Raw genomic sequence first — 22392 nt, 5'->3', positions numbered from 1 at the left:
ACTAAATTGGGTAATTATTTCTTTTTCTTACCACATTTACCAGTTTTGCAAGCTGTTGCAGCAACTTTTTCTTTTAACACGCTGCTAACCTTGAATTTAACAACTTTAGTTGCTGGAACTTTAATTTCTTTACCTGTGCTTGGAACTCTTGCAGTTCTTTCTGCTCTATCAGTTGTTGAGAAAGTTCCAAAACCATTAAATGGAATTGATTCACCTTTTTCTAAAGACTCAGCTAGTGCTTCAAATACAGCATTTACTGCAGTTGTAGCATCTTTTTTAGTAATTTCTGCTTTTTCAGCAACTAATGAAATAAAATCTGCTTTAGTCATCTAAAACTCCTTAATATTGATTAAAAGCCCTATTTTACAATAAAAAAACAATATTTAGCTAAAAAACAAAAAAAATATTAGTATTTGTGTAAAAATATAGCAAAATTAGTTTTTAAATAGCATAGTTGGCAAGTTTAATACGCAATTTATTAGAAATATTTTTAATTTTATAAAATTTTAAGCAAAAATATATATAATTTGCTTTTTTTATTCACGCTTAGGTAGCTCAGCTGGCTAGAGCGCTGGTCTCATAAGCCGGAGGTCGGGAGTTCGAGTCTCCCCCTAAGCACCATTTCATAACTTCAAATAATTTTTCCAATTTTGTTTTTTATAGTTTTTATATTTTTTTGATTTTTATTAGAAAACTCGTTTTAAATATATAAGAATTTAAAACGAGCAAGAAAGATTAACCATCAGCGTTAATTTTGGCAATTAATTCATTTAATACAATATCTGCATTTTCGTGAGCAACTTGACAAGTCCCAGCAGCTTCGTGTCCGCCACCGCCGTATTTTAACATTAACTCACCTATGTTTGTTTTGCTAGTTCTATTAAATATACTTTTACCTGTCGCATAAACCATATTTTGACCTCTAAATCCTAAGATTTTATGAATTGATATATTGCATTCAGGATAAAGTGCATAAATCATAAAGCGATTACCTGGATAAATGATTTCTTCTTTGCTTAAATCTAAAACAACAAGGTTTTTATAAACTTTAGAGCATCTTTTTAGTTGTTCTTTAAATTCTTTTTCGTATTTAATGTATAAATCGCTTCTTTCTACTACATCAGGTAATTTCATAATATCATCAATTTTATGATTTTTACAATAATCAATTAAATCCATCATAAGGTTATAATTGCTTATTCTGAAATCGTGAAATCTACCAAGTCCAGTTCTACTATCCATTAAAAAGCTTAAGAATTCCCAACCTTTAGGCTCAAGTACATCTTCCATTAAAAATTGAGCGCTATCTGCTTTATCAACAGCTACCATCATATCGTGCCATTCTTCAGGAAATTTTACGCCTTGTTTTTCATAATAATCATAAACAACTCTAGCAGCACTTGGTGCATCTGGAATAATTATATGATTATCTGCTTTTCCGTTTCTAATACTTTCGCTTTCGTGATGGTCAAACACTAAATAAGCATTAGGACAATATGGTAAGTTTGTAACAATATCATTATTTGTAATTTCTATTGTTCCATCTTGCATATCTTTTGGATGAACGAATTTAATATCACTTATTAAATCCATATGTTTAAGCAAAACAGCACATACAAGTCCATCCATATCACTTCTAGTAATTAATCTATATTTATTCATAGTTTTTCCTTTGTTTTTTTGATTATTTTTAAGTATTTTATACTATTTGATTGCATTTGTTTTATTTCATAATAACAATGCTCATCTTCACATCTTTCTTTTTCACTTGGAACATGTCCTAAACGATTAAAGACATAACCACCAATTGTAAGTTCTTCTAATTCATCATCATATTTAATATCTAGAATTTCTTCAACACTTTCAATATCTAGTCTTCCATTTACTATATAAACATTATCGTTAATTTTTCTGAAATCTTGTTCTTTTTTATCATGCTCATCGTTTATATCTCCAACAAGTTCTTCAATAATGTCTTCCATAGTTAAAAGCCCAGCTGTTCCACCATATTCATCAATTACTATGGCTGTATGAATTTGCTCTTTATTCATTTGAACAAGAACCTTTGAAATACTAATATTTTCTGGGACAAATAGAACTTTTCTTACACATTCATTTAAATCTTTATTTTGATTATCTAATAAATCTCTAATATGAATCATACCTAAAACATTGTCTTTACTAGCATCTATAAAAGGAAATCTAGTGTGTTTATAATCATGAACTATTTTTATATTTTCTTCGTATGAATTAACTTTATTTAAGCAAATCATATCTCTTCTAGGAGTCATTATTTCTTTTGCTACAATATCACTAAAATCAACAGCATTTTGTATAAGTTCGGTTTCAAATTCATCTAAAACGCCACTTTTTTGACTTTCGCTTGCTATGAATTTAATTTCTTCTTCAGAGTGAGCTGCGTGCTCGTTTGTTTTTATTCTTAATATTTTCAATATAGATAAAGATAAGAAATCAAATGTAACTATGAAAGGTGCAAAAATTATTCTAAATAAATAAAGTGGTCTTGCTATCCATAAAACTATGCTTTCAGTTTTTGCAATTGCTATACTTTTTGGAACAATTTCTCCTAAAACTACATGAAGTAGTGTAATTAATATAAAAGAAATAGCAACAGAAATACTATGTATTGCTATAGGATTTACATCAAAGCTTGATAGAATTTTATTTAATAAAACAGCGACAGAACTTTCTCCTAACCAACCAAGAGCCAAAGAACTTAAAGTAATACCTAATTGAGTAGCTGATAAATAAGTATCTAAATTTTTATACATTTCTAAAGCTAGTTTTGAATTAGCTCTTTTTTGATTTACAAATTCTTCTAACTTACTTTTTCTAATCTTGACAATACTAAACTCAGATAATACAAAAAATCCATTTAAAAAAACACAAAACAATGCTAAAAACAGCATTAATGCCGTATAACTGGGGTCCAAAAAATCTCCTTGTAAAAAATAAAGCTAAAATTATAAACATACAAACTTAAAAAATAGTAAGAATTATAAAAAGGCATTTTTATATTAAAAATTAAAAGGAATTTAAAATAATTTGATTTATTTTAAATTCCTAAAAAATTATTTAGTGTATTCTACGCTAAAGCTTTCTTTTGCACTAATTTCGCTATTTGAGTGCATTCTAATTAAATCTTTTATATATTCATTAGTTTTTTTATCACTTGATAATTCAAGTTCAATACTTCCATCGGTAAGTTTTTTGATATTAGAATTGTAATCACTTGTAAAAGAAATATTATTAATAATATCAGCAATTGGTTTTAGATAATAATGCCCGCTAGTAGTTGCGCTTGTGTATAATTCGCTAATTTTACCAGTTGTATTTATATATTTTAATTTTAAATCACTCGGTAATAATTTTTTATATTTTTTACCCGCATCTGCTTTAGTATCTTTATACATTGCATAAGCAAAAATAAATGGATAATTTTTTGTAAAATTAACAGGAGTTCCTTTATCTATTGTTATGCTACTTGTAGTATCAAGATTAAATTCATTTACATCAGGCTTATTTAAAATGTCTTTACTAGGTGCTAAGTCATTTGTTTTTTGGAATTTTGTATAGCCTATTTTTGTAATAAATTCTAAATCATCAGGACTTGCTTCGTATTTTTTAGCAACGCTACTTAGAGTATTTAAATTTTTATTGACTTCGTTATCTAAATTTTGCATTTTTGAATCAAAAATTGCATTTAGTGTAGTATTGCTAGCACTTAAAGTCATTTTGATTTTTTGATTTGTGATATTCATATTTTTAATACTTAATTTATTTGTATAAATTCTATATCTACTACTAGCTTGAGTATCGTTATTATCTAAGAAATTTAAATCAAAATCTATATCAATATCGCTAGGAAAATACTTATATACATATTCTAAACTATTAGCAGAACTTGAGCCTTTATTTTCTATATTTACAGGTATATTTAGTGAATGTGTAAAATCACAATTTATACCAGAACATTTACCCAAATCAGCTTCGCTTTGTCCTATAACTTCATCAGAAAATAAAACAGCATCAGATAAACCACCAGATGTTTTTATATTATTTAAATTCGTAGTAGATGAGCTAGTAAAATCAGCATTAATAGGCTTAATTAATATATGGCAAGATATTTTTCCATTAGCGTTGATTGTATTTGAAAATCCAGTATTTTCACATTTTTTATTAGTAATATCACTTCCTACAAAATCATTGTCTTTAAACTCAATAATTCCACTTCCAGCAAAAGGATAAGCAATTACCATATCAAAACTATAATCTTTATTATTGCGTTTAAAATTAATAGGATTTAGTTGGCTAATTTTGTTATAAGCACTTGTTTCTAAATCAAATGTATAAAAACTACCTTTGCTATTTGTAACTTTTAATTTAGCTTCTTTGATTCCTATATTTGAGTTAAGACTTAATTTTCTATCTTGAGTATCTAATACACTTGCTTTAAGAGTAGTTGGTAAAGGTTTTTTTAATCCTTCTCCTGCTTTAGTAACAAAATCATTTATTTTTATTTCAGCTGGTCTTACCATAAAGTTTTTGCATATTGGAGTAGGGGTTAATAATTTACCTTGCATATCTTTTTGAGTATAGCAAATATCGTGGCGACCTGGAGTTATATTGATAAATTCAATTATAAAATCTCCCATCATTTGATTATCAGGATTTACTCTAAAATCATCTTTATCGTATATTAAAACCTTAGTAGCTCTTCCATCATCGTGATTTACACTTGCAGTATTAGAAAAGAAACTAATTCTAGTTTTATCAGCTGCATGAACAAAACCTATATATACATTATCTCCAACCATTCTTGTATATGTATCATTAGCTATTTTTGCTTTTTTATCATTTAAATCTTTAATACTAGGTCTTAAATCTTCTCCTAGACTAGGTTTTCTATTTAATATCTTCCAAATACTTCCAAAATAGTGTTGTTTTTGCACTATTTCTTCATCTGTTAAAATAAATGCTGCAGTCTCACTAACACCTTTTATGATATTTTTACTATCTACTTCAAACATAGGTCTTTTATCGTTATCGTAAATTCTTTCTGTTGTAATTTCTATTAACGATGGTTCTTTTAATTTAAAGCTAAGTTCTCTTATGAAGTATTCTAAGTTTTCTGAATTAGCGTAATCTAAATCTAATTCATAATAAATCACACTTGGCTGCTTTGATTTTATAGTGTAATCATTTCCATTTTTTGCTAAAGTGCTAATTTGAACTCTTAAATCTACATAATATTTGCTTAAATCTTTATCACAACATTTTATATAATTTCCATCTTTAGTCTTTGTATAATCATATCTTTTTTCTAAGTTTTGACCATTATAAAATGGGGTTATATGAACTTCAGGAATTTTATTAAATATAGGATATGTTTTATCTCCTACCTTTGCACTGCCTGCTGGATTTAAATCTTTTGAAATTAAACTAAATTTAGTGCTATTTGCGTCAGGATAGAATAAGAATTTAAAATTAGCATTAATTTCAGGCTTATTTTTATAAATTCCTACAATTGTATCAGCAGGGAATTTCCCATCTCCATAATTTTTACCCCAATTTACAATATCTGTAGATGTAAAATATTTTGGATTTTTTAAATGAGCGTATAAATCCCCTGGACTTGCTGTGTATTTTTTCATATTATCTTTATAGTATTTATATTCTTCTTTTAATGAAGTTGGTCTTAAATGTAGGCTAAAGATTTTTGTGCTTATATTTTCTTGATTACCTATATCTTTAGGCATAATTCCAGCTCTTTCTCTTATGCCGTTTTGTTTGTATTTTGAATTCTTACATTCTTTTCGTATATCAAATAATCCAGGTGCAACTTTGATTATACAATCTTTTGAATTTTTGATTTCTTTATATATTGCTTTTTCGCCTATTGCTCCATCTCTAGTTTTATGAATACTATAAATACTTCTTTCTTGTGTTGTATCTATGTAAGGAGAAAATCTTTGAATATATTTAGCATTTGCAAGTGCTTGATTGTTGTTATAAACGAAATTCCTAAGCCTTAAAGCTTTTATATCATAGGTTTTATATTCGTTTGATTTCCACTGACTTTTTTCATTGTAATATCCATTGCTAGAAAAGTAATATCCATCGTAATATTCCATATTAAATGTGTAGCATTTGCTTAGTCCTGATTTATTTTGTGCGAAATATTGATTATTTAAAAATCCCCATTTAGCATTACCTTTTAAAAATTCTTTAGGAGAATACAAGGCATTATTTTTTAAGAAAAATTGTTCTGAATATTTAGCGCATTCATCATTTGTATAATAAGCATTATCAGTTAAGGTCGCACCTACTTCGTTCTCATCTAGCGTTAAAGGTATTCCGCTAGCAAATCCTTGGTCAGGATTTAATCTACAACCTTTGCTTTTCATAAATCTTACAAAATCATTGTATGCGTTTTCGCTATCAGAAGTTGTGCTTGAGCCGTGCTGATAGCCTAGATAGGTATTTGCAAATCTATAAGCATTTGAGTTTTTTTCATTATTTAGTAATTGTTCGCTTAAAAAATAGCTAAAAATTGAATCATTATTGCTACTTGCTAAAAGTATGATTTTGCCTGTTGTATTAACTTCAAATTCTTTAAATACATCTTGAATATACGATTCATCATAAAAATAAGATTTCATTGGAAAAGTAATTTCAGTATTTTTTACACTATCTAGCTTTTTAGGTTTTGAGTTTTGATGAGAAATAAAATCATCGTAATTATTAGGATTATAATTAGTTCCCGCTGCATTATCTTCGTAATTTACGCAAAATACATTTTCTCTAAATCTTCTTGAATCGGTATGATGAGATGATTGATTGCCTTTAAAAGAGCCAAATTTTTTTACAATGCTATTTTGATAATCTAGTTTAGCCCAAGCATAATCCCAATTAAATCCCCAATTTACAATAATTCTTTGCTCGTCTTCAGCATCAGTTCTATTAAAATGATCATCTATGTTAAAGATTTGATAAAGTTGAAAACAAGCGCTTCTGCCTTTATCATTATTTCTTGTATTATTTATAACGCAATCAGCTAAATCTATATCTGTATGTTGTTTATGGTTTTGAGTTCCAAAATACATTCCGAAAGGATGAACTTTATTTGTATATTCATAAGAATAAAGATTAGATATTACAAGTAGTGATATAATAACTTTTTTCATTATATACCTTTTAGTTAAGATTTTAAGTTAATTAATTATATTTTTTAGTTTTTAAATTAAGATTAAATTAAAAAATTATGATTTAAAAGAGTATTTAAAAATTGCTCCTTTTTCATAATTAAATGCTTCATATACAATATCGTATTTTTTGCAAATATTTCTTACTATATTAAGACCTAAGCCAAATCCACCTTTAGCTAAATCTTCTCTAGCATATCTATGCCAAATTCTTTTTGTATCTTTTATGCCAATTCCTTCATCTTGTATTATAAAAATTATTTTTTCATTTGATTGGTTTAAAGATATTGTAATTTTAGAATTAACTTTTGTATATTTAATTGCATTTGAAATATTATTATCTACAATTCTTAGTAACTCTACTTCGCTGATTAATACATATAAATCATTAGTGATTTCTAAATGAAATTCCACACTTTTCATACTAGCAATACTATTAAAAAAATCAATTCTTGTTTTTAAAAAATTAGAAAAATTAATATTTTTTAGTGGGTATTTAGCATTTGGATTTTCTATATAAAATCCTACATCATCATATGTTGTTTTCATCTGATTTAGTGCTGCTTTAATTCTTTTTTGATATTTATTACTTTCTAACATATCAGCATTTAATAAGGCTATACCCAATGGCGTTTTTAACTCGTGCATTGCATCATAAAAAAATGTATTCATAGTGTTTTTATACCAAATTAAACTTTTGATATTGTTTTTATAAACTAAGTAAATTAAAACAAATAATATAAAAGTTCCCCCACCAAACACTATAGCAGCATTGATTATGCTTTTGTTATAAACGCAAGGTTTTGATAGCACCACATTGTATGTTGTATTGTTTATTTGTTTTTGGAATTTGTAATAAAGCAAAGAATTATGAGTTTTATATATAAAATCATCTTTTATATAGTTTATATCAAGTTCGCATTTTAAAATTTCTTCATTATTGAAAATACATATTTTTATATCTTTTAAGTTATTTAAATCCTTATTTATATAACTTGCTAGTTCTAATAGCGTAGAGTTTTTATCATTAGCTACACTTAATTTCAATATATTTATAGCTAACATTGATATGACTAAAGCTATAAGGGTTAATAGTATTGTTTGCTTAGACATTGATTTTATAGCCAAGTCCTCTAGATGATATTATAAAATCATCGCAAGTTTTTGCTCTAATTCTTTTTACATATACTCTTACATCGCTTGAGCCATTGGTTTCAAATTCTTCATTTGCCCCCCCCCATACATATTCATAAATACTGCTTACATTTACATAACTTGATTTATTGCTTAACAAATATTCAATCAATGTGATTTCTTTACTAGTAAGCTCTATTAGAGTTTTATTTTTGCTAAGACTTTTAGAAATATAATCATATACAAACTCGCCTGAAATTGTGATTGTATCATTACTTTGAGTGTTAAAAAATTGTTTTAATAATTCTTTAATTCTATATTTTAATTCATCTAGTTCAAAAGGTTTTTTAAGGTATTCATTGCAGCCTAGCTCATATCCTTTTTTAATACTTGCTATATCAGTTCTTGAAGTCATCATCATAATAGGGTTAGTAATATTTAAGCTTTTTATATAACTTAATACATCAAAGCCATTAGTATTTATTACTTTTATATCAAGTATATAAAGATGATAAAATTTATTTGCGATAGTTTTACAGGCTAAGTCGCCATCACTAAAAACATCAACACTAAATCCTAAATCTTGCAAATATTCACAAATACTAGTAGCATATAAATAATCATCTTCAAGCAATAAAATATTCATAATTACTTCCTTAAAAAATGTTTATTTTAGTTTTTTAATATTATTTTTAGCTAAAAAGTGTCTAAATTAGGATATTTCAATCATTAATCCCTAAATTCCAAAAATATTTTTATGTTTAAGTGTTTTTTAAGTTTAATAACATATAATTCAAGCTTTTTATTTGCTTCTAGCAAATCGTTATTTTAAATAGTTTTATTGTTAATTTTAAATATATCAATTATTTCAACGTCAATCTTTGATATCTAAACAAGTGATCAAGAGCCATTTAAAACTTTCTTATATATAAGTTTTAAATCATTCACTTCATTATTTTATTTATTTTTTAATTTTTCATAGATTAAAAAATAATCATTTAAATTATGGAGAGTTTGATCCTGGCTCAGAGTGAACGCTGGCGGCGTGCCTAACACATGCAAGTCGAACGATGAAGTCTAGCTTGCTAGACGGATTAGTGGCGCACGGGTGAGTAATGTATAGCTAACTTGCCCCTTACAAGAGGACAACACTTAGAAATGAGTGCTAATACTCTATACTCCGCTCTAACATAAGTTAGGGTGGGAAAGTTTTTCGGTAAGGGATAGGGCTATATTGTATCAGCTAGTTGGTAAGGTAATGGCTTACCAAGGCTATGACGCATATCTGGTCTTAGAGGATGATCAGACACACTGGAACTGAGACACGGTCCAGACTCCTACGGGAGGCAGCAGTGGGGAATATTGCTCAATGGGGGAAACCCTGAAGCAGCAACGCCGCGTGGAGGATGACACTTTTCGGAGCGTAAACTCCTTTTTTACAAGAAGAATACTGACTGTATTGTAAGAATAAGCACCGGCTAACTCCGTGCCAGCAGCCGCGGTAATACGGAGGGTGCAAGCGTTACTCGGAATCACTGGGCGTAAAGGGCGCGTAGGCGGAGTAGTAAGTTGGATGTGAAATCTAATGGCTTAACCATTAAACTGCATTCAAAACTGCTATTCTAGAGTAAGGGAGAGGCAGATGGAATTAGTAGTGTAGGGGTAAAATCCGTAGATATTACTAAGAATGCCAATTGCGAAAGCGATCTGCTAGAACTTAACTGACGCTAAGGCGCGAAAGCGTGGGGAGCAAACAGGATTAGATACCCTGGTAGTCCACGCCCTAAACGATGTATGCTAGTTGTTGGAATGCTAGTCATTTCAGTAATGCACCTAACGGATTAAGCATACCGCCTGGGGAGTACGGTCGCAAGATTAAAACTCAAAGGAATAGACGGGGACCCGCACAAGCGGTGGAGCATGTGGTTTAATTCGAAGATACGCGAAGAACCTTACCTGGGCTTGATATCCTAAGAACCTTGTAGAGATACGAGGGTGCTAGCTTGCTAGAACTTAGAGACAGGTGCTGCACGGCTGTCGTCAGCTCGTGTCGTGAGATGTTGGGTTAAGTCCCGCAACGAGCGCAACCCACGTATTTAGTTGCTAACAGTTCGGCTGAGCACTCTAAATAGACTGCCTTCGCAAGGAGGAGGAAGGTGTGGACGACGTCAAGTCATCATGGCCCTTATGCCCAGGGCTACACACGTGCTACAATGGCATATACAATGAGAAGCAATACCGCGAGGTGGAGCAAATCTATAAAATATGTCTTAGTTCGGATTGTTCTCTGCAACTCGAGAGCATGAAGCCGGAATCGCTAGTAATCGTAAATCAGCTATGTTACGGTGAATACGTTCCCGGGTCTTGTACTCACCGCCCGTCACACCATGGGAGTTGATTGTGCTTTAAGTCGGAATACTAAACTAGTTACCGCCCACAGCAAAATCAGCGACTGGGGTGAAGTCGTAACAAGGTAACCGTAGGAGAACCTGCGGTTGGATCACCTCCTTTCTAGAGTACATACTCTTTAACTCACACTAAAGAGTAATAATAAATATTTCAAGAGCTCTTGAGAGCTTGTTTGGATATCAAAGGTTGAAATGAAATAAGATAACAATAATTCTACTTCTTAAGGGCCTATAGCTCAGCTGGTTAGAGTGCACCCCTGATAAGGGTGAGGTCACAAGTTCAAGTCTTGTTAGGCCCACCATTTTTATTCTTTTTATCTATCTTTTAAATTATTTTTTTAAATCTTTTTAATATATGTAGTTTTTAGTATTATTTTAGGTTTTACTTGTGTATTTATTTTAGATTAAAACTTATAAATAATATTTATATTTTTAATGATATTTGAATTTATTTAAAAATACTTATTTTTACTTATTTAGCTTGTAGTTATGTTTAAAGCTATTTTTATATAAATTATAATACTTATTAAAGTGGTGTGATATTTGATAGCATATATATTATCTTTTTAAAATAACTCTTATAGTAATAAGTAATTTAAATTATAAGTGATAATTATGTTTTTACTATTAAATAAAATATTAGTTGTATTTTTAAGAGTTAATATAATTAATGTTTTTATAAAGTATTTATAAGTTTTAAATTCTTTTAATAAAAATAGCTTTTTATGTTTAGTGATTATGTTTGAGATTGTTTTATTATGGTGTGTTTTTAATTGTTTTTAGTAGTTAGTGAAGGTTGTTTTTAGAATGAGATTTTAATTGCTTTTTAGTTTTTAATTTAAAGTATTGTTTATGTTGTTTAGAGTGGTTGGGGGGGGGTTATAGTATTATACATAGTATTAATAGAATAATTAGAAATTACGATTTAGTATTAAAAGCTAGTTTTAAAACAATCATTGATATGATTAACAAAATATACCTAAGGAATGTTTTGATGAAAAGCTATTTTCAAGATTTAAGACTGGAATTTACCGAATATAACAAGATGAAATTATTACAAGATTTAATGGCTGGTGCTACGGTTGCTGCTGTTGCTCTGCCTTTAGCGCTTGCATTTGGTGTTAGTAGTGGGGCAAGTGCAGCTTCAGGACTTATTACTGCTATTTTAGCTGGGTTTGTAATATCGTTATTTGGTGGAGCTTATTATCAAATATCAGGTCCAACCGGTGCAATGGCTGCTATTTTAATTGCCATAACTACTCAATATGGACTAACAGGTGTTTTTGTGGCTACTTTGATGGCTGGATTATTATTAATTTTTGCAGGATTATTTCATTTTGGTAGAGTGATTGCATTTATTCCTATGCCTGTAATTACAGGTTTTACTTCAGGAATTGCTGTTATTATTGCCTTAGGTCAAATTGATAATTTATTAGGTGTTAAAGCTAGTGGAATTACAACTTTAGAAAAAACAATAAACTATTTTAAAATGGATTTAGATATTAATTATATTTCAGTTTTTATATGTATTTTCGTAGTAGTTTTTATGTTGGCTTATCCTAAAAAATACCAAAAATACGCTCCTGCTTCATTAATTGCATTGATAGTCGCTACATTAATAAGTATAATTTTTTCATTAGATATTCAAAGAATAGGGGTAATTCCTACTAACATAATCTTAGATGATAGGTTTGCTTTTAGTGATTTTGATATTTTGCACTTAAAAGAATTGATAACTCCTGCAATAAGTATTGCTTTATTGGGTATGATAGAGAGCTTGTTATGTGGTGCAAGTGGTGGTAGAATGGTTGGTGTTAGACTTAAATGCGATAGAGAATTAATAGCTCAAGGCTTAGGCAATATTTTAGTTCCTTTTTGCGGTGGAGTTCCTGCGACTGCTGCTATTGCTAGAACTAGCGTAGCTATTAAGTCTGGTGCTGTTACTAGGCTTACTGGTATATTTCATTCTATAATTTTATTAGTATCTATGCTTGTTTTAGCACCGATTATGAGTTTAATTCCACTTAGTGCGTTAGCTGGAATTTTATTTGTAACTGCATTTAGAATGAATGAGTGGCATACTATTAAATATTTTTTTAAAAATAGATTTAAAGGTGCTTTAGTTCAGTTTTTTGCAACTATGTTAGCAACTATTATTTTTGATTTAACAATTGCAATTTTAATAGGCGTGATTTTATCTTTAATGCTTTTAATGGTTCAGATTTCAAACTTAAAAATTAAATTTGATTATTTTGATAGTGAGAAATTTACTGATTTAAATTCTCCTTTACCACAACATATAAAACAAGCTGAAGTAATTTATATAATGGGAGCTATTATATTTTCTAATACGGATAAAATTTTAGAATTAACTAGCAGAATAAATTATAAAACAGCGATTATATTTTCTATGCGAGGGACAACTTATATGGATATTTCAGGAGCAAGTGCCTTTCTTGAAGTAATAGAAGCCATTAAAAAGCGAAAAATTCCCGTATTTATTGCAGGAGTTTCACCTGATATTAAAGAAATTATGAAAAGAAGTGGTATTGTTGAAGCTATTGGAGTAGATAATTTTTATTGGAGCGTTGAAATGACTATTAAATAGCTACTAAAACTATTTAAAAGTATTTTTCAAAATTATATTTGGCGATATTGTTTTTTTGATTTTATAAAGATTTTTGGTGCTTATATTTTGTATTGTGTTTAAAAAGAATTTAAATTATCTTCTACTCATTCTAGCAATTACGCCTAAGACTTCAGCCGTTGCTTTATATAATTCTACAGGGATTTCATCTCCTACTTCACAAATCTTATAAAGAGATCTTGCTAATTCTCTTTGTTCATATATTGGAATATCGTGTTTTTGTGCTATTTCACGGATTTTAAAGGCGATATTATCAACTCCTTTTGCTAATACCACAGGGGCTTTATGCTTTGTCCTATCATAAGCAATTGCGATTGAGTAATGAGTTGGGTTGGTAATTACCACATCAGCATTAGGGACATCTTGCATCATACGATTTCTTGCTGCTTGCATTTGAATTTGTCTGATTTTTGCCTTTACTTGCGGGTCTCCTTCCATTTGCTTGTATTCATCTTTAATCTCTTGCTTACTCATTCTAAGTCCTTTAAAATACTGAAAACGAACTATAAAAATATCAAGTATTCCAAATACTAAAAATGAGCATATAACAGCTGCAAAAAGGATTATGATTTTATCTCTTAACCACTCCATTTGTTTAATGAGTGGCAAAATTGCTAAATGGCTAAGTCCTGGCAAAAAGCTATATATAAAATACCCAACAATGCCGAAAATAACGCTAACTTTTAGAATGATTTTTACTAATTCTATTAGCTTTTTCATTGAAATTATATTTTTAATGCCCTTGATTGGATTGATTTTGCCAAAATTAGGCATTATGGGTTTGAGTGTAAAATTAAAGCCTATTTGCATAACATTTGCAATAATTCCAGCAATAGCAATTGCAATAGCAAGTGGTAATACCATTAATGTAAGCTCTAAAAGGGTTTTAATACCTATTTTATAAAGCAATTTATTATCAATTTCGCTACCTATTAAACTCTGATAATAAATGTATAAAGCCGTAATTCTTTCGTGCAGAAAATAAACCCAAAATAAAGCAAAGCCAAAACCAACGCAAAGAGTTATAAGTGCTGCCACATCTTGACTTTTAGCGACATTTCCTTCTTTTCTGGCGTCTTCTATCTTTTTATCTGTGGGTTCTTCTGTCTTTTCTGCATCATCAGCCATAATTACTCACCAAGTCTTATAGAAAAATCAACCCAAGTAGCCTTATAAATATTTGAGCCTGAACTTACTACATCAACTCCGCTTTTAGCATATTCAACTATGGTGTTTTCGTTAATATCCCCACTAGCTTCTAAGATAACTTTAATGCCTAAACTATCTCTTAATTTTACTATATTAGCACACTCACTAGGGCTCATATTATCAAGTAAAATCGCATTTACATTAGCTTCTAAAGCAGCCTTTACTTGTTCAATTGTATCGCACTCAATTTCAATTGGAGTGTAATATGGGATTTTGCTTTTTAGCTCTTTTATAAAAGATTTTAAATCCTTTACTCCAAGCAAATGAGTATCTTTTAGCATTATACAATCATCTAAACCTAAACGATGATTTTGCCCACCACCACAACGAATTGCGTATTTTTCAAACACTCTTAATCCAGGTCTTGTCTTTCTAGTATCAAGCAAAGCTACATTATAATCTTTTATTAAAGCTTTCATTGAAGCAACTTTTGTAGCAATCCCTGATGCGTGTTGAATAAAATTAAGTATGGTTCGCTCACTCATTAATAAAGTAGTTTTTAAGGTTTTAAATTTTGCTAAAATATCGCCTTTTTTAAAGCTCTGTCCATCTTTTATAAATAATTCATATTCAATATTTTGCATTTTACAAATCTCTTTAAAATAAGGCTCTCCCGCAAAAACTCCATCACTTTTAGCCTTAAGATTTGCTTTTATTATTTCATTATTTTCAAGTTGTGAGAATAAATCTCCCCTACCTAAATCATCATTTAATTCTTTTTTAATAAGTTCAATTTCGCTATTAATTAACATTATTTGCCTCCATTAAGTTTAAAAACTCTAAAAATGTATTGCTTAAAGCTACAACTTCACTAAAAGGCACACTTTCATTTGCTGCGTGGATTTTATCATTTACCACGCCTAATTCACAGACTAAAACGCCGTATTTTGCAAATAATCTAGCATCACTAGTGCCGCCTTTTGCGTTTAAGCTAGTATTGAAAATACCTTGATTTTCTAAGGCTTTTTTAAGAGTTTTTACAAGTATTGAATTAGCGTCTGTATAAAACGGCTCTGAACTTTGTTTGATTTCTAATTCATAATCTAAATTCTTTAAATTTTCTCTTAAAAAATCTTCTAAATCTTGCTTACTTGTAAGTGGAGAATTTCTAACATTTAGCATAATTTTAAACTCACTAGGAGTTACATTTGATGCACCAATTCCTGCACTTAAATTAGTAATTACTATTTTACTTGGCTCAAAAAACTCATTGCCTTTATCTAAATCAAATCCTGAAATTTTAGCTAAAAATGAAGCCCCTAAATGAACGGGATTTTTGCATTTTGATGGATAGGCTGCATGACCTTGAGTTCCTAATATTCTTATGTTTGCGTGAATGCTACCCCTACGACCAACTTTTATGCTATCACCGAAGTTTTTTTCGCAAGTTGGCTCGGCAACTATGCACATATTAGGCAAATCATTTCTTTTGCCTAATTCTTCTAAAACCTTGATAACTCCATCTTTACCATCGCCTTCTTCATCACTTGTTAAAACAATGCTGATTTTTCTTATATTTTTAATATTGTTTTTGCTAAATTCTTTAATTGCATATAAAAATGCTGCAACGCCACTTTTCATATCTTGAGTGCCACGCGCTATTATTAAATCATCTTTTATAGTTGGTAAAAATGGCTCACTTTCCCAGCCATTTCCACTAGGAACTACATCAATATGTCCGCAAAAACAAATATGCAAACCAACTTTGTTAAATTCCTTGCTTAAGATTTGATTTGTAGTATTATTTATAGCTAGGATTTCATTATCAAAATTAGATAAAAACTCACTTGTAATTTTATAACAATTCTTAGCATCAGGAGTAACACTAGCTTCTTTTAAAAGGTCTATAAATAATTTTTTAAGCATTTTTTTCCTTTAAATGATAAAAGTCTAAATCAATTTCTTCTTGAGTAAAAGTTGGACTTGGTTTTCCTAAATAAAATCCTTGAAACTCATCTACACCAACTTCGATACATTTTTTAAATATTTCTTCTGTACTTACAAATTCTGCAACGGTCTTAATACCTAGAGATTTTGAGAATAAAACTATAGTTTTGACTATTTTTTCACTTTTTTCATCTTTTGTAATTTTTTCTATAATACTTCCATCTATTTTAATATAATCAGGCATTAATTCTAATAAATATGAAAAATTACTAAATCCACTACCAAAATCATCTATTGCTATTTTGCAGCCTAATTCTTTTATTCTTTTTAAAAAGTCTTTTATTTTTTCATTTTGTGAAATATTTTCATCTTCTAATACTTCAATAATTAAGCGATTAGCAACCCCTGTTCTTCTTAAAAGATTTATGAATTTATTATTTTTAGCACTATCAATCATATCTCTTCCGCCAAGATTTACACATAAAACAATGTCTTGATTTTCAACTAGAGTTTGAACAACTTTTTCTATCACAAAATTTTCAATAATTTCGTATTGTTTCATTTTAATTGAAACTGCTAAAAAAGCACCTGGAGTTATTACATCAGTTCCTTCAGGAGTTTTTTTGACAATTCTTACTAAAGATTCAAATTTAGTAATGTTTTTATCTTTATCAAAAATAGGTTGGAAAAAAGGTAAGATTTCATCTTTTGCTATTGCGCTTTGAATTGATTTTGCTGTGCTTAGTTGATGGAAATATTCTTTTTCTTCATCTATAAATTTAGAATAACAAACGAAATTCTTATTATCTCTTTTTGCTCTTTTTAGTGCAATAAATGCTTTTTTAAGGGTGTTTTCATTTTCTAAACAAAGTCCCATTGTAAGCGTTAAAACTATGCTAGCTATTTGGTGATTATACTCTATTGTTAAATCTTTATTTTTAAGCTCTTGCATAAGCTCTGTTACTAATTCTTCATATCGTTGTTCATCTTCAATACTATCTTCTAAAAGTGCAAACAAATCCCCATCAAGCTTATAGACTTCTAAGTGGTTTTCATCAGCAAAATCGCTCATAATTAAGGCAATATGTTTTAATAAATCATCAGCAGTATTAGCGTCAAAATAATCATTAATTTTTTTAAACTCATCAATATCAACTAATAATAATTTTGGATTTTTCATAAGAACGATTGATTTTTCCAAGCTTCTTTTATTTTTTAGTTGAGTTAGTGGGTCTATACTTGCTTCAATTTCAAGTTTTTCTATTCTTTTAGTGTATGTGCTAATACTTCTTTGATATTGTGTTGAGATATGATTTTTTTGTTTATATAAGTTATAAATTAAAATAAAAAAACAAATATTTAAAAGCACAGGTATGTAAAATTGGTAAAATCTAGAATTTGTAAGATAAAATTGGTTATTAAAGCCATAATAAGCCCCATTAATTAATTCATAATATCTTATGTCAAATTGATTTTTATCTACTTTTATAGCTTCGTAAAAACTATTATTTTTTACTAATTCTTTAATTTCTAATTCACTTAATTTAGGACTATTATCATTTTTTGAGATAATTTTATTGTCTTGAACGATAAATTCGCTTAATATTTTAGAAGATTTAAATTCTTCTTTATTTACTAATGAATGTAAGTAGCTTTCTGTAAATAATCTAACATAATTTCTAGAATCCATAAAAAGATAAAAATTAAGTAGAACAAAAACACCAATTAATAAATATAAAATATTTTTTATTTTTTTAAAATCCTTGTTTTCCATTTTTCAACCTACAATCTTATAATTTTAGCCCCAAATCCACCAGCATTTGCAGGTGCATCACAAAAGCTTTTTATACTCCTATTAGTTTTTAAATATTCTTTCACAGCATAAGCTAAGCGACCTGTTCCAATGCCGTGATATACGATAATCTCATCAAATCCAATTATTAGTGCGTCTGAAATAAATTTATCTAATAATTCAATAGCTTCTTCGCTTCTTAATCCATGCAAATCTAATTTAGTGCTAGCATTACTTACACTTTTTTCATAAGTTACTTTGCTAGAATTTGATTTAGGAGTTTCGCCACTTCTTTTTAACATTGAAATATCAAGTTTTAATTGTAGCATATCAGTTTGCACGGTTGCTATATTTTTATTTAAAGCTATGATTTTGCCTTTAATTTTTTCGTATTTTACAAAATCTCCTATTTTAAATTCTTCTCTTTTAACGCTTTCTGGTTTTATTTGCTGCTTTAATACATTTGCTGCATTAATTTGTCTTTGTTTGTCTTTTAAATCAGAAAAATCAAGAGTTTTTTTAGCTGCATTTATTGCTTTAAAATATTCATTTTCTAGTTCATTTTTGCGTTTTTTGTATTCTTCAATTAATTTATTTTCTTTATCTTTTAGGCTTTCTAAGAGATTGTTTAATTTATTTTCTTTTTTTTCGTTGTTTGCAATTAGCATTTTAAGTTTTGCATCAAGTTCTAAGTTTTTATTTAGCATTTCATTTATATTTTGCTCAGCTTCGCTAGAGCTTTTTCTAGCAAGTTCAACCAAACTAGCACTTATTCCATATCTTAAAGCTGTTTCGTATGCGTATGATTTGCCTACAATTCCCGCTAAAAACTCATATTTAGGACGCTCATTTTTAATATCATATAAAGCTGCTAATAATTCTACTTTATCTTCTTTAGCAAGTAGCATTGCTAAGCGTTTGTGATGGGTGGTAATTATTAGTTTTCCGTGTTTTTTTAGCTCACAAATTAGGGTAAAAAATAATGAACTCGCTTCTTCAAAATCAGTTCCTAGCTCAATCTCATCAACCCCTAATAAGAAATTTTTCTTACCATTCATTTTAGCAAATGCTAACATTCTTCCTGCAAAAGTAGAAATATCATTTTTAGCCATTTGCGGGTCTTCAATAATGCTTATATATTCTTTGAAAGTGCTTATGTGAGATTTGTTTGCATTAATTCTCATAGGAACTAGATATTTTGTCATAAAACTAGCAGCTAAAATGCTTTTAAGTAGCATTGATTTTCCACCCGCATTTACACCTGTTATTAATAAAACTTGCTCTTTAAACTCTACGCTAACGGGTTTTGGATTATTTAAAGCGGGGTGGCAAAACTCACTTAAGATAATTTTATCATCATTACTTGGAGTTATGAAGTTTAAATCCTTCTTTTTAGCAAAATTAACCCTTGCAATATAGCTATCTATTAAATCAAATTCTTTATTTATAAACTTTAAAAATAATAAATGCTTAGATAAAATTTCACTAAATTGTTTTGCGTATTCAAATCTTTTAGCATCGGCTTCATTTTCTAATCTTTTTATGCCTTGTTTGTAGTTTAAAATACTGCTAGGTTCTACATAAAATCCACCACCACTACTTCTTGCAACAATACTAGCATCAAGCACTTTAGCAAATCCGCCCCTAACCAATAAGCATTCAGTATTTGATATAAAATGTATTTGAGTATCTATTAAATAGCTTTCAAGTGATTTTGAGTTTAACAGGCTTCTTAGATTTTGATTTATGCTTTGGTTTAATTCTTTGATTTTGATTTTTATACTTTGTAAAAGCTCATCTTTTTCTTCATCAAATACATCGTCTTTAAAATATTTTAATATATTTTCAATTTCATTAGGAATTATGATTTTTTCAAGGTATTTTTTAAAAGAATTTGAAAACGGAATTTGAAATAAGTATTTAAAATAATTTAAAATCTTTACAAATTCTTCTATCTCATCAAGGTGTAAAATGCCTTTTTTGCTAAGATGATTTAATGCTTTGCTTAAATCTTTTACGCTTTTTAATTCTTTTAATTCATATTCGCATAATTCATTAATTCTTGCTAGGTGTAAATTAGTATCCCCTTCAATAAATAAAGGTTTATTTCTAGCAAATAAAGCAAATAATTCATCTAAATATTCAACTAAATCAAGGTTTTTAATAATTTGTAGCATCAAAAAACTCTTTTATCGTATTTAGCATAATTTTAGGCTCATTAATTTTATTTACTTCATTTCTAAATTCACTCGCATTTGCTAAGCCTTTTGAATATTCGTGCAAGTGTTTTCTAAACAACGAACAAGCATAATCTTTGTATAAATCACACATAAATTCAAAATGTGTAAGTATGATTTCGCTTTTATTAATTTCATTAAATTTACCCTTAATTTGAGAAAAAATCCAAGGATTTCCAACAGCATTTCTTCCTATCATAAGCCCATCAGCATTGGTTTGTTCTAATACCATTTGATGATTTTCATAAGATATATCGCCGTTTGCAATTATTTTGGTTTTTGCTAAAGATTTTGCTAGTTTTATAGCATTATAATCTACCTTAGCACTATACATTCCTGCTCTAGTTCTTCCGTGAATACTTATAAAATCTAGCTCTAATTCGTTTAAAGCATTTATTATTTTTTCTATTTCGCACTCATTAAAACCAAGTCTTATTTTAACACTTGTTGTGCCTACTTTATTATTGGTTTTTATAATATCTAGGAGTGATTTTAGATTATCTAAATCTTTAAGTAGTGCTGAACCTGCATTTTGCTTAATAACTTTATTTACAGGACAGCCACAATTAAAATCAATCCCGTGAATGTTTTCTTCTTTATTTATAATCTCAACTGCTTTTTTTATAATTTCTTTATTTGAGCCTGCAATTTGAGCTATGAAAGGTCTTTCGCTTTTATCTTTTTCTAACATAGTTAAAGATTTTTCACTCTCATAAACAAGAGCGTTTGAACTAATCATTTCGCTAATTGTTACATCACAATCAAATCTTTTAACAAGTCTTCTAAAGGCAAGATCGCTAAGACCTGCCATCGGTGCTAGAAATAATGGCTTAGAATTAGCAAATAAGTTTATCAACATCGTAAGTTTTACCTTGTTCTTTTAAAAATACAATTAATTTAAAATCTTCTAAATCAGCTTCGCTACCATAAATTTCTTCTATTAATTCATCAAATAGCGCAAGTTTTGCAAGTATATATAAATACGCTCTAAATGCGTTATCTTTTTCATTTTTTAGTTTTAAAAAGATTGCTTTTAGGCTATTTGGCTCAATTTTTGCAAATAATTCTTTTGCAAAATCTAAATATTCGCCTTCTTCAAAATTATCATTAAAAATTAAAACTTCTAATTCAGCATTGCTAAGACTTAAATCATCATTAGCAAATCTATTTAAAAGGATTTTAATATCTTCTTTGCTTTTTTGAATTTTTAGTGTTTTAATATTTGCATAAATGCCGTTTAAAATTAGATTATTGTAAGCACTTAGGCTGATTTCATCTTGAATTTCTTCTTGATTTTTTAGTAAGTTATAAGCGTAATTTAAATCATTTTTAGCTTTATTTGCTTCGTTTTTTAAATAAATTGTATTGTCTTTAGATAGTTTAAATGGTTTTAAATCACAGATTTCTCCATTTTCAACCATTGCTTTTATAGCTATTACATTATTTAATTTATCAGCACTTGTTCCTGCTTGATTGTAATAAAGTGATTTTACTAATTCACTAGCGTCTTGAAATTCTTTTGTTTTAAACTTGTAAATATTTTTTTTATCTAAAACTAAATCTTCTAAAAACATTTCAAATTTTTTACCATCTTTAATAAGTCTTTTTGTTGAAAAATGAAAAGAAATAAATGAAAAATAAAAATAAAGTAATGCAAATATAACATATATAACAAGTGGCATACAAACCCAAGTAAAGCTATCAAATTCAAATGTTTTTTGAAAATTGAAAATTCCTAAATTAATTACTCTTGTAGAGTTAAATAAATCATTAAAAAATATAACAATAATAAGTCCAATTAACATTAAATATAAAATAGAATAAATTAAAAAATTTCTAATTTTCATAACAA

14 protein-coding genes, 2 tRNA genes and 1 rRNA gene are annotated in these 22392 nt (G+C 28.5%); 4 read left to right on the top strand and 13 right to left on the bottom strand.

Going from position 1 to position 22392, the window contains the following annotated elements:
• Nucleotides 1-14 precede the first annotated feature (14 nt).
• Nucleotides 15-329, bottom strand: a complete 315-nt coding sequence (locus tag AVBRAN_RS08165) for an HU family DNA-binding protein (protein ID WP_214118724.1) — start codon at nucleotides 327-329, stop codon at nucleotides 15-17.
• 215 nt (nucleotides 330-544) lie between these two features.
• Between AVBRAN_RS08165 and AVBRAN_RS08160 the strand changes: the two genes are divergently transcribed.
• Nucleotides 545-621 (top strand) — tRNA-Met (locus AVBRAN_RS08160).
• A 114-nt stretch (nucleotides 622-735) separates the two neighbouring features.
• Here AVBRAN_RS08160 and AVBRAN_RS08155 read toward each other — a convergent pair.
• The 5 genes from AVBRAN_RS08155 to AVBRAN_RS08135 form a co-directional block, all read right to left on the bottom strand.
• Nucleotides 736-1662 (bottom strand): exopolyphosphatase, encoded by a 927-nt coding sequence (locus AVBRAN_RS08155; RefSeq protein ID WP_214118727.1) that lies wholly within the window; start codon nucleotides 1660-1662, stop codon nucleotides 736-738.
• Nucleotides 1659-2930: a hemolysin family protein gene (locus AVBRAN_RS08150; protein ID WP_214118732.1), complete on the bottom strand. Its 1272-nt coding sequence runs from the start codon at nucleotides 2928-2930 to the stop codon at nucleotides 1659-1661. Before AVBRAN_RS08150 ends, AVBRAN_RS08155 begins: the two co-directional genes overlap by 4 nt.
• A gap of 162 nt (nucleotides 2931-3092) precedes the next feature.
• The gene (locus AVBRAN_RS08145; protein ID WP_239803010.1) at nucleotides 3093-7208 is read right to left on the bottom strand and encodes a hypothetical protein; all 4116 of its coding nucleotides are present in this window, start codon (nucleotides 7206-7208) and stop codon (nucleotides 3093-3095) included.
• A 75-nt stretch (nucleotides 7209-7283) separates the two neighbouring features.
• Complete coding sequence (locus AVBRAN_RS08140) at nucleotides 7284-8291, bottom strand: HAMP domain-containing sensor histidine kinase (RefSeq protein WP_239803009.1); 1008 nt, start codon at nucleotides 8289-8291, stop codon at nucleotides 7284-7286.
• A gap of 40 nt (nucleotides 8292-8331) precedes the next feature.
• Nucleotides 8332-9006 carry a response regulator transcription factor gene (locus tag AVBRAN_RS08135; protein ID WP_214118730.1) on the bottom strand — a complete coding sequence of 225 codons (675 nt, stop codon included), beginning with the start codon at nucleotides 9004-9006 and terminating at the stop codon, nucleotides 8332-8334.
• A 356-nt stretch (nucleotides 9007-9362) separates the two neighbouring features.
• Between AVBRAN_RS08135 and AVBRAN_RS08130 the strand changes: the two genes are divergently transcribed.
• The 3 genes from AVBRAN_RS08130 (at nucleotide 9363) to AVBRAN_RS08120 (ending at nucleotide 13376) form a co-directional block, all read left to right on the top strand.
• A 16S ribosomal RNA gene (locus AVBRAN_RS08130) occupies nucleotides 9363-10871 on the top strand.
• 122 nt (nucleotides 10872-10993) lie between these two features.
• A tRNA-Ile gene (locus AVBRAN_RS08125) sits at nucleotides 10994-11070 on the top strand.
• A gap of 692 nt (nucleotides 11071-11762) precedes the next feature.
• Nucleotides 11763-13376 carry a SulP family inorganic anion transporter gene (locus tag AVBRAN_RS08120; protein ID WP_214117407.1) on the top strand — a complete coding sequence of 538 codons (1614 nt, stop codon included), beginning with the start codon at nucleotides 11763-11765 and terminating at the stop codon, nucleotides 13374-13376.
• Between the two features lie 114 nt (nucleotides 13377-13490).
• On the opposite strand, the gene flhB is transcribed toward AVBRAN_RS08120, so the two are convergent.
• The 7 genes from flhB to AVBRAN_RS08085 all read right to left on the bottom strand — a co-directional run bounded on the left by flhB (nucleotide 13491) and on the right by AVBRAN_RS08085 (nucleotide 22387).
• On the bottom strand, nucleotides 13491-14546 hold the full coding sequence (flhB, locus tag AVBRAN_RS08115) for a flagellar biosynthesis protein FlhB (protein ID WP_214117411.1): 1056 nt from the start codon (nucleotides 14544-14546) through the stop codon (nucleotides 13491-13493).
• Nucleotides 14546-15376: a carboxylating nicotinate-nucleotide diphosphorylase gene (gene nadC, locus AVBRAN_RS08110; RefSeq protein ID WP_239803008.1), complete on the bottom strand. Its 831-nt coding sequence runs from the start codon at nucleotides 15374-15376 to the stop codon at nucleotides 14546-14548. The genes flhB and nadC overlap by 1 nt, the downstream gene beginning before the upstream one ends.
• On the bottom strand, nucleotides 15366-16490 hold the full coding sequence (gene dapE / locus AVBRAN_RS08105) for a succinyl-diaminopimelate desuccinylase (RefSeq protein WP_239803007.1): 1125 nt from the start codon (nucleotides 16488-16490) through the stop codon (nucleotides 15366-15368). The genes nadC and dapE overlap by 11 nt, the downstream gene beginning before the upstream one ends.
• Nucleotides 16483-18201, bottom strand: coding sequence for a GGDEF domain-containing phosphodiesterase (locus AVBRAN_RS08100; protein ID WP_239803006.1), 1719 nt, complete (start codon nucleotides 18199-18201; stop codon nucleotides 16483-16485). The genes dapE and AVBRAN_RS08100 overlap by 8 nt, the downstream gene beginning before the upstream one ends.
• Before the next feature lie 92 nt (nucleotides 18202-18293).
• A complete protein-coding gene (locus AVBRAN_RS08095) occupies nucleotides 18294-20480 on the bottom strand; it encodes an endonuclease MutS2 (RefSeq protein WP_239803005.1) in 2187 nt (728 codons plus the stop codon).
• Nucleotides 20464-21399 carry a tRNA-dihydrouridine synthase gene (locus tag AVBRAN_RS08090; protein WP_214117402.1) on the bottom strand — a complete coding sequence of 312 codons (936 nt, stop codon included), beginning with the start codon at nucleotides 21397-21399 and terminating at the stop codon, nucleotides 20464-20466. The genes AVBRAN_RS08095 and AVBRAN_RS08090 overlap by 17 nt, the downstream gene beginning before the upstream one ends.
• Nucleotides 21377-22387 carry a hypothetical protein gene (locus AVBRAN_RS08085; RefSeq protein WP_239803004.1) on the bottom strand — a complete coding sequence of 337 codons (1011 nt, stop codon included), beginning with the start codon at nucleotides 22385-22387 and terminating at the stop codon, nucleotides 21377-21379. The genes AVBRAN_RS08090 and AVBRAN_RS08085 overlap by 23 nt, the downstream gene beginning before the upstream one ends.
• Nucleotides 22388-22392 lie beyond the last annotated feature (5 nt).

The sequence above is a fragment of the Campylobacter sp. RM12651 genome (genome assembly GCF_022369475.1).
GTDB lineage: Bacteria > Campylobacterota > Campylobacteria > Campylobacterales > Campylobacteraceae > Campylobacter_E.
This window is presented reverse-complemented; position numbering and strand designations above follow the sequence as displayed.

Coding starts and splice junctions, on each gene's coding strand:
- AVBRAN_RS08165 (WP_214118724.1), bottom strand. CDS start 329: ATGACTAAAGCAGATTTTATTTCATTAGTTGCTGAAAAAGCAGAAATT.
- AVBRAN_RS08155 (WP_214118727.1), bottom strand. CDS start 1,662: ATGAATAAATATAGATTAATTACTAGAAGTGATATGGATGGACTTGTA.
- AVBRAN_RS08150 (WP_214118732.1), bottom strand. CDS start 2,930: ATGCTGTTTTTAGCATTGTTTTGTGTTTTTTTAAATGGATTTTTTGTA.
- AVBRAN_RS08145 (WP_239803010.1), bottom strand. CDS start 7,208: ATGAAAAAAGTTATTATATCACTACTTGTAATATCTAATCTTTATTCT.
- AVBRAN_RS08140 (WP_239803009.1), bottom strand. CDS start 8,291: ATGTTAGCTATAAATATATTGAAATTAAGTGTAGCTAATGATAAAAAC.
- AVBRAN_RS08135 (WP_214118730.1), bottom strand. CDS start 9,006: ATGAATATTTTATTGCTTGAAGATGATTATTTATATGCTACTAGTATT.
- AVBRAN_RS08120 (WP_214117407.1), top strand. CDS start 11,763: ATGAAAAGCTATTTTCAAGATTTAAGACTGGAATTTACCGAATATAAC.
- nadC (WP_239803008.1), bottom strand. CDS start 15,376: ATGTTAATTAATAGCGAAATTGAACTTATTAAAAAAGAATTAAATGAT.
- dapE (WP_239803007.1), bottom strand. CDS start 16,490: ATGCTTAAAAAATTATTTATAGACCTTTTAAAAGAAGCTAGTGTTACT.
- AVBRAN_RS08100 (WP_239803006.1), bottom strand. CDS start 18,201: ATGGATTCTAGAAATTATGTTAGATTATTTACAGAAAGCTACTTACAT.
- AVBRAN_RS08095 (WP_239803005.1), bottom strand. CDS start 20,480: ATGCTACAAATTATTAAAAACCTTGATTTAGTTGAATATTTAGATGAA.
- AVBRAN_RS08090 (WP_214117402.1), bottom strand. CDS start 21,399: ATGTTGATAAACTTATTTGCTAATTCTAAGCCATTATTTCTAGCACCG.
- AVBRAN_RS08085 (WP_239803004.1), bottom strand. CDS start 22,387: ATGAAAATTAGAAATTTTTTAATTTATTCTATTTTATATTTAATGTTA.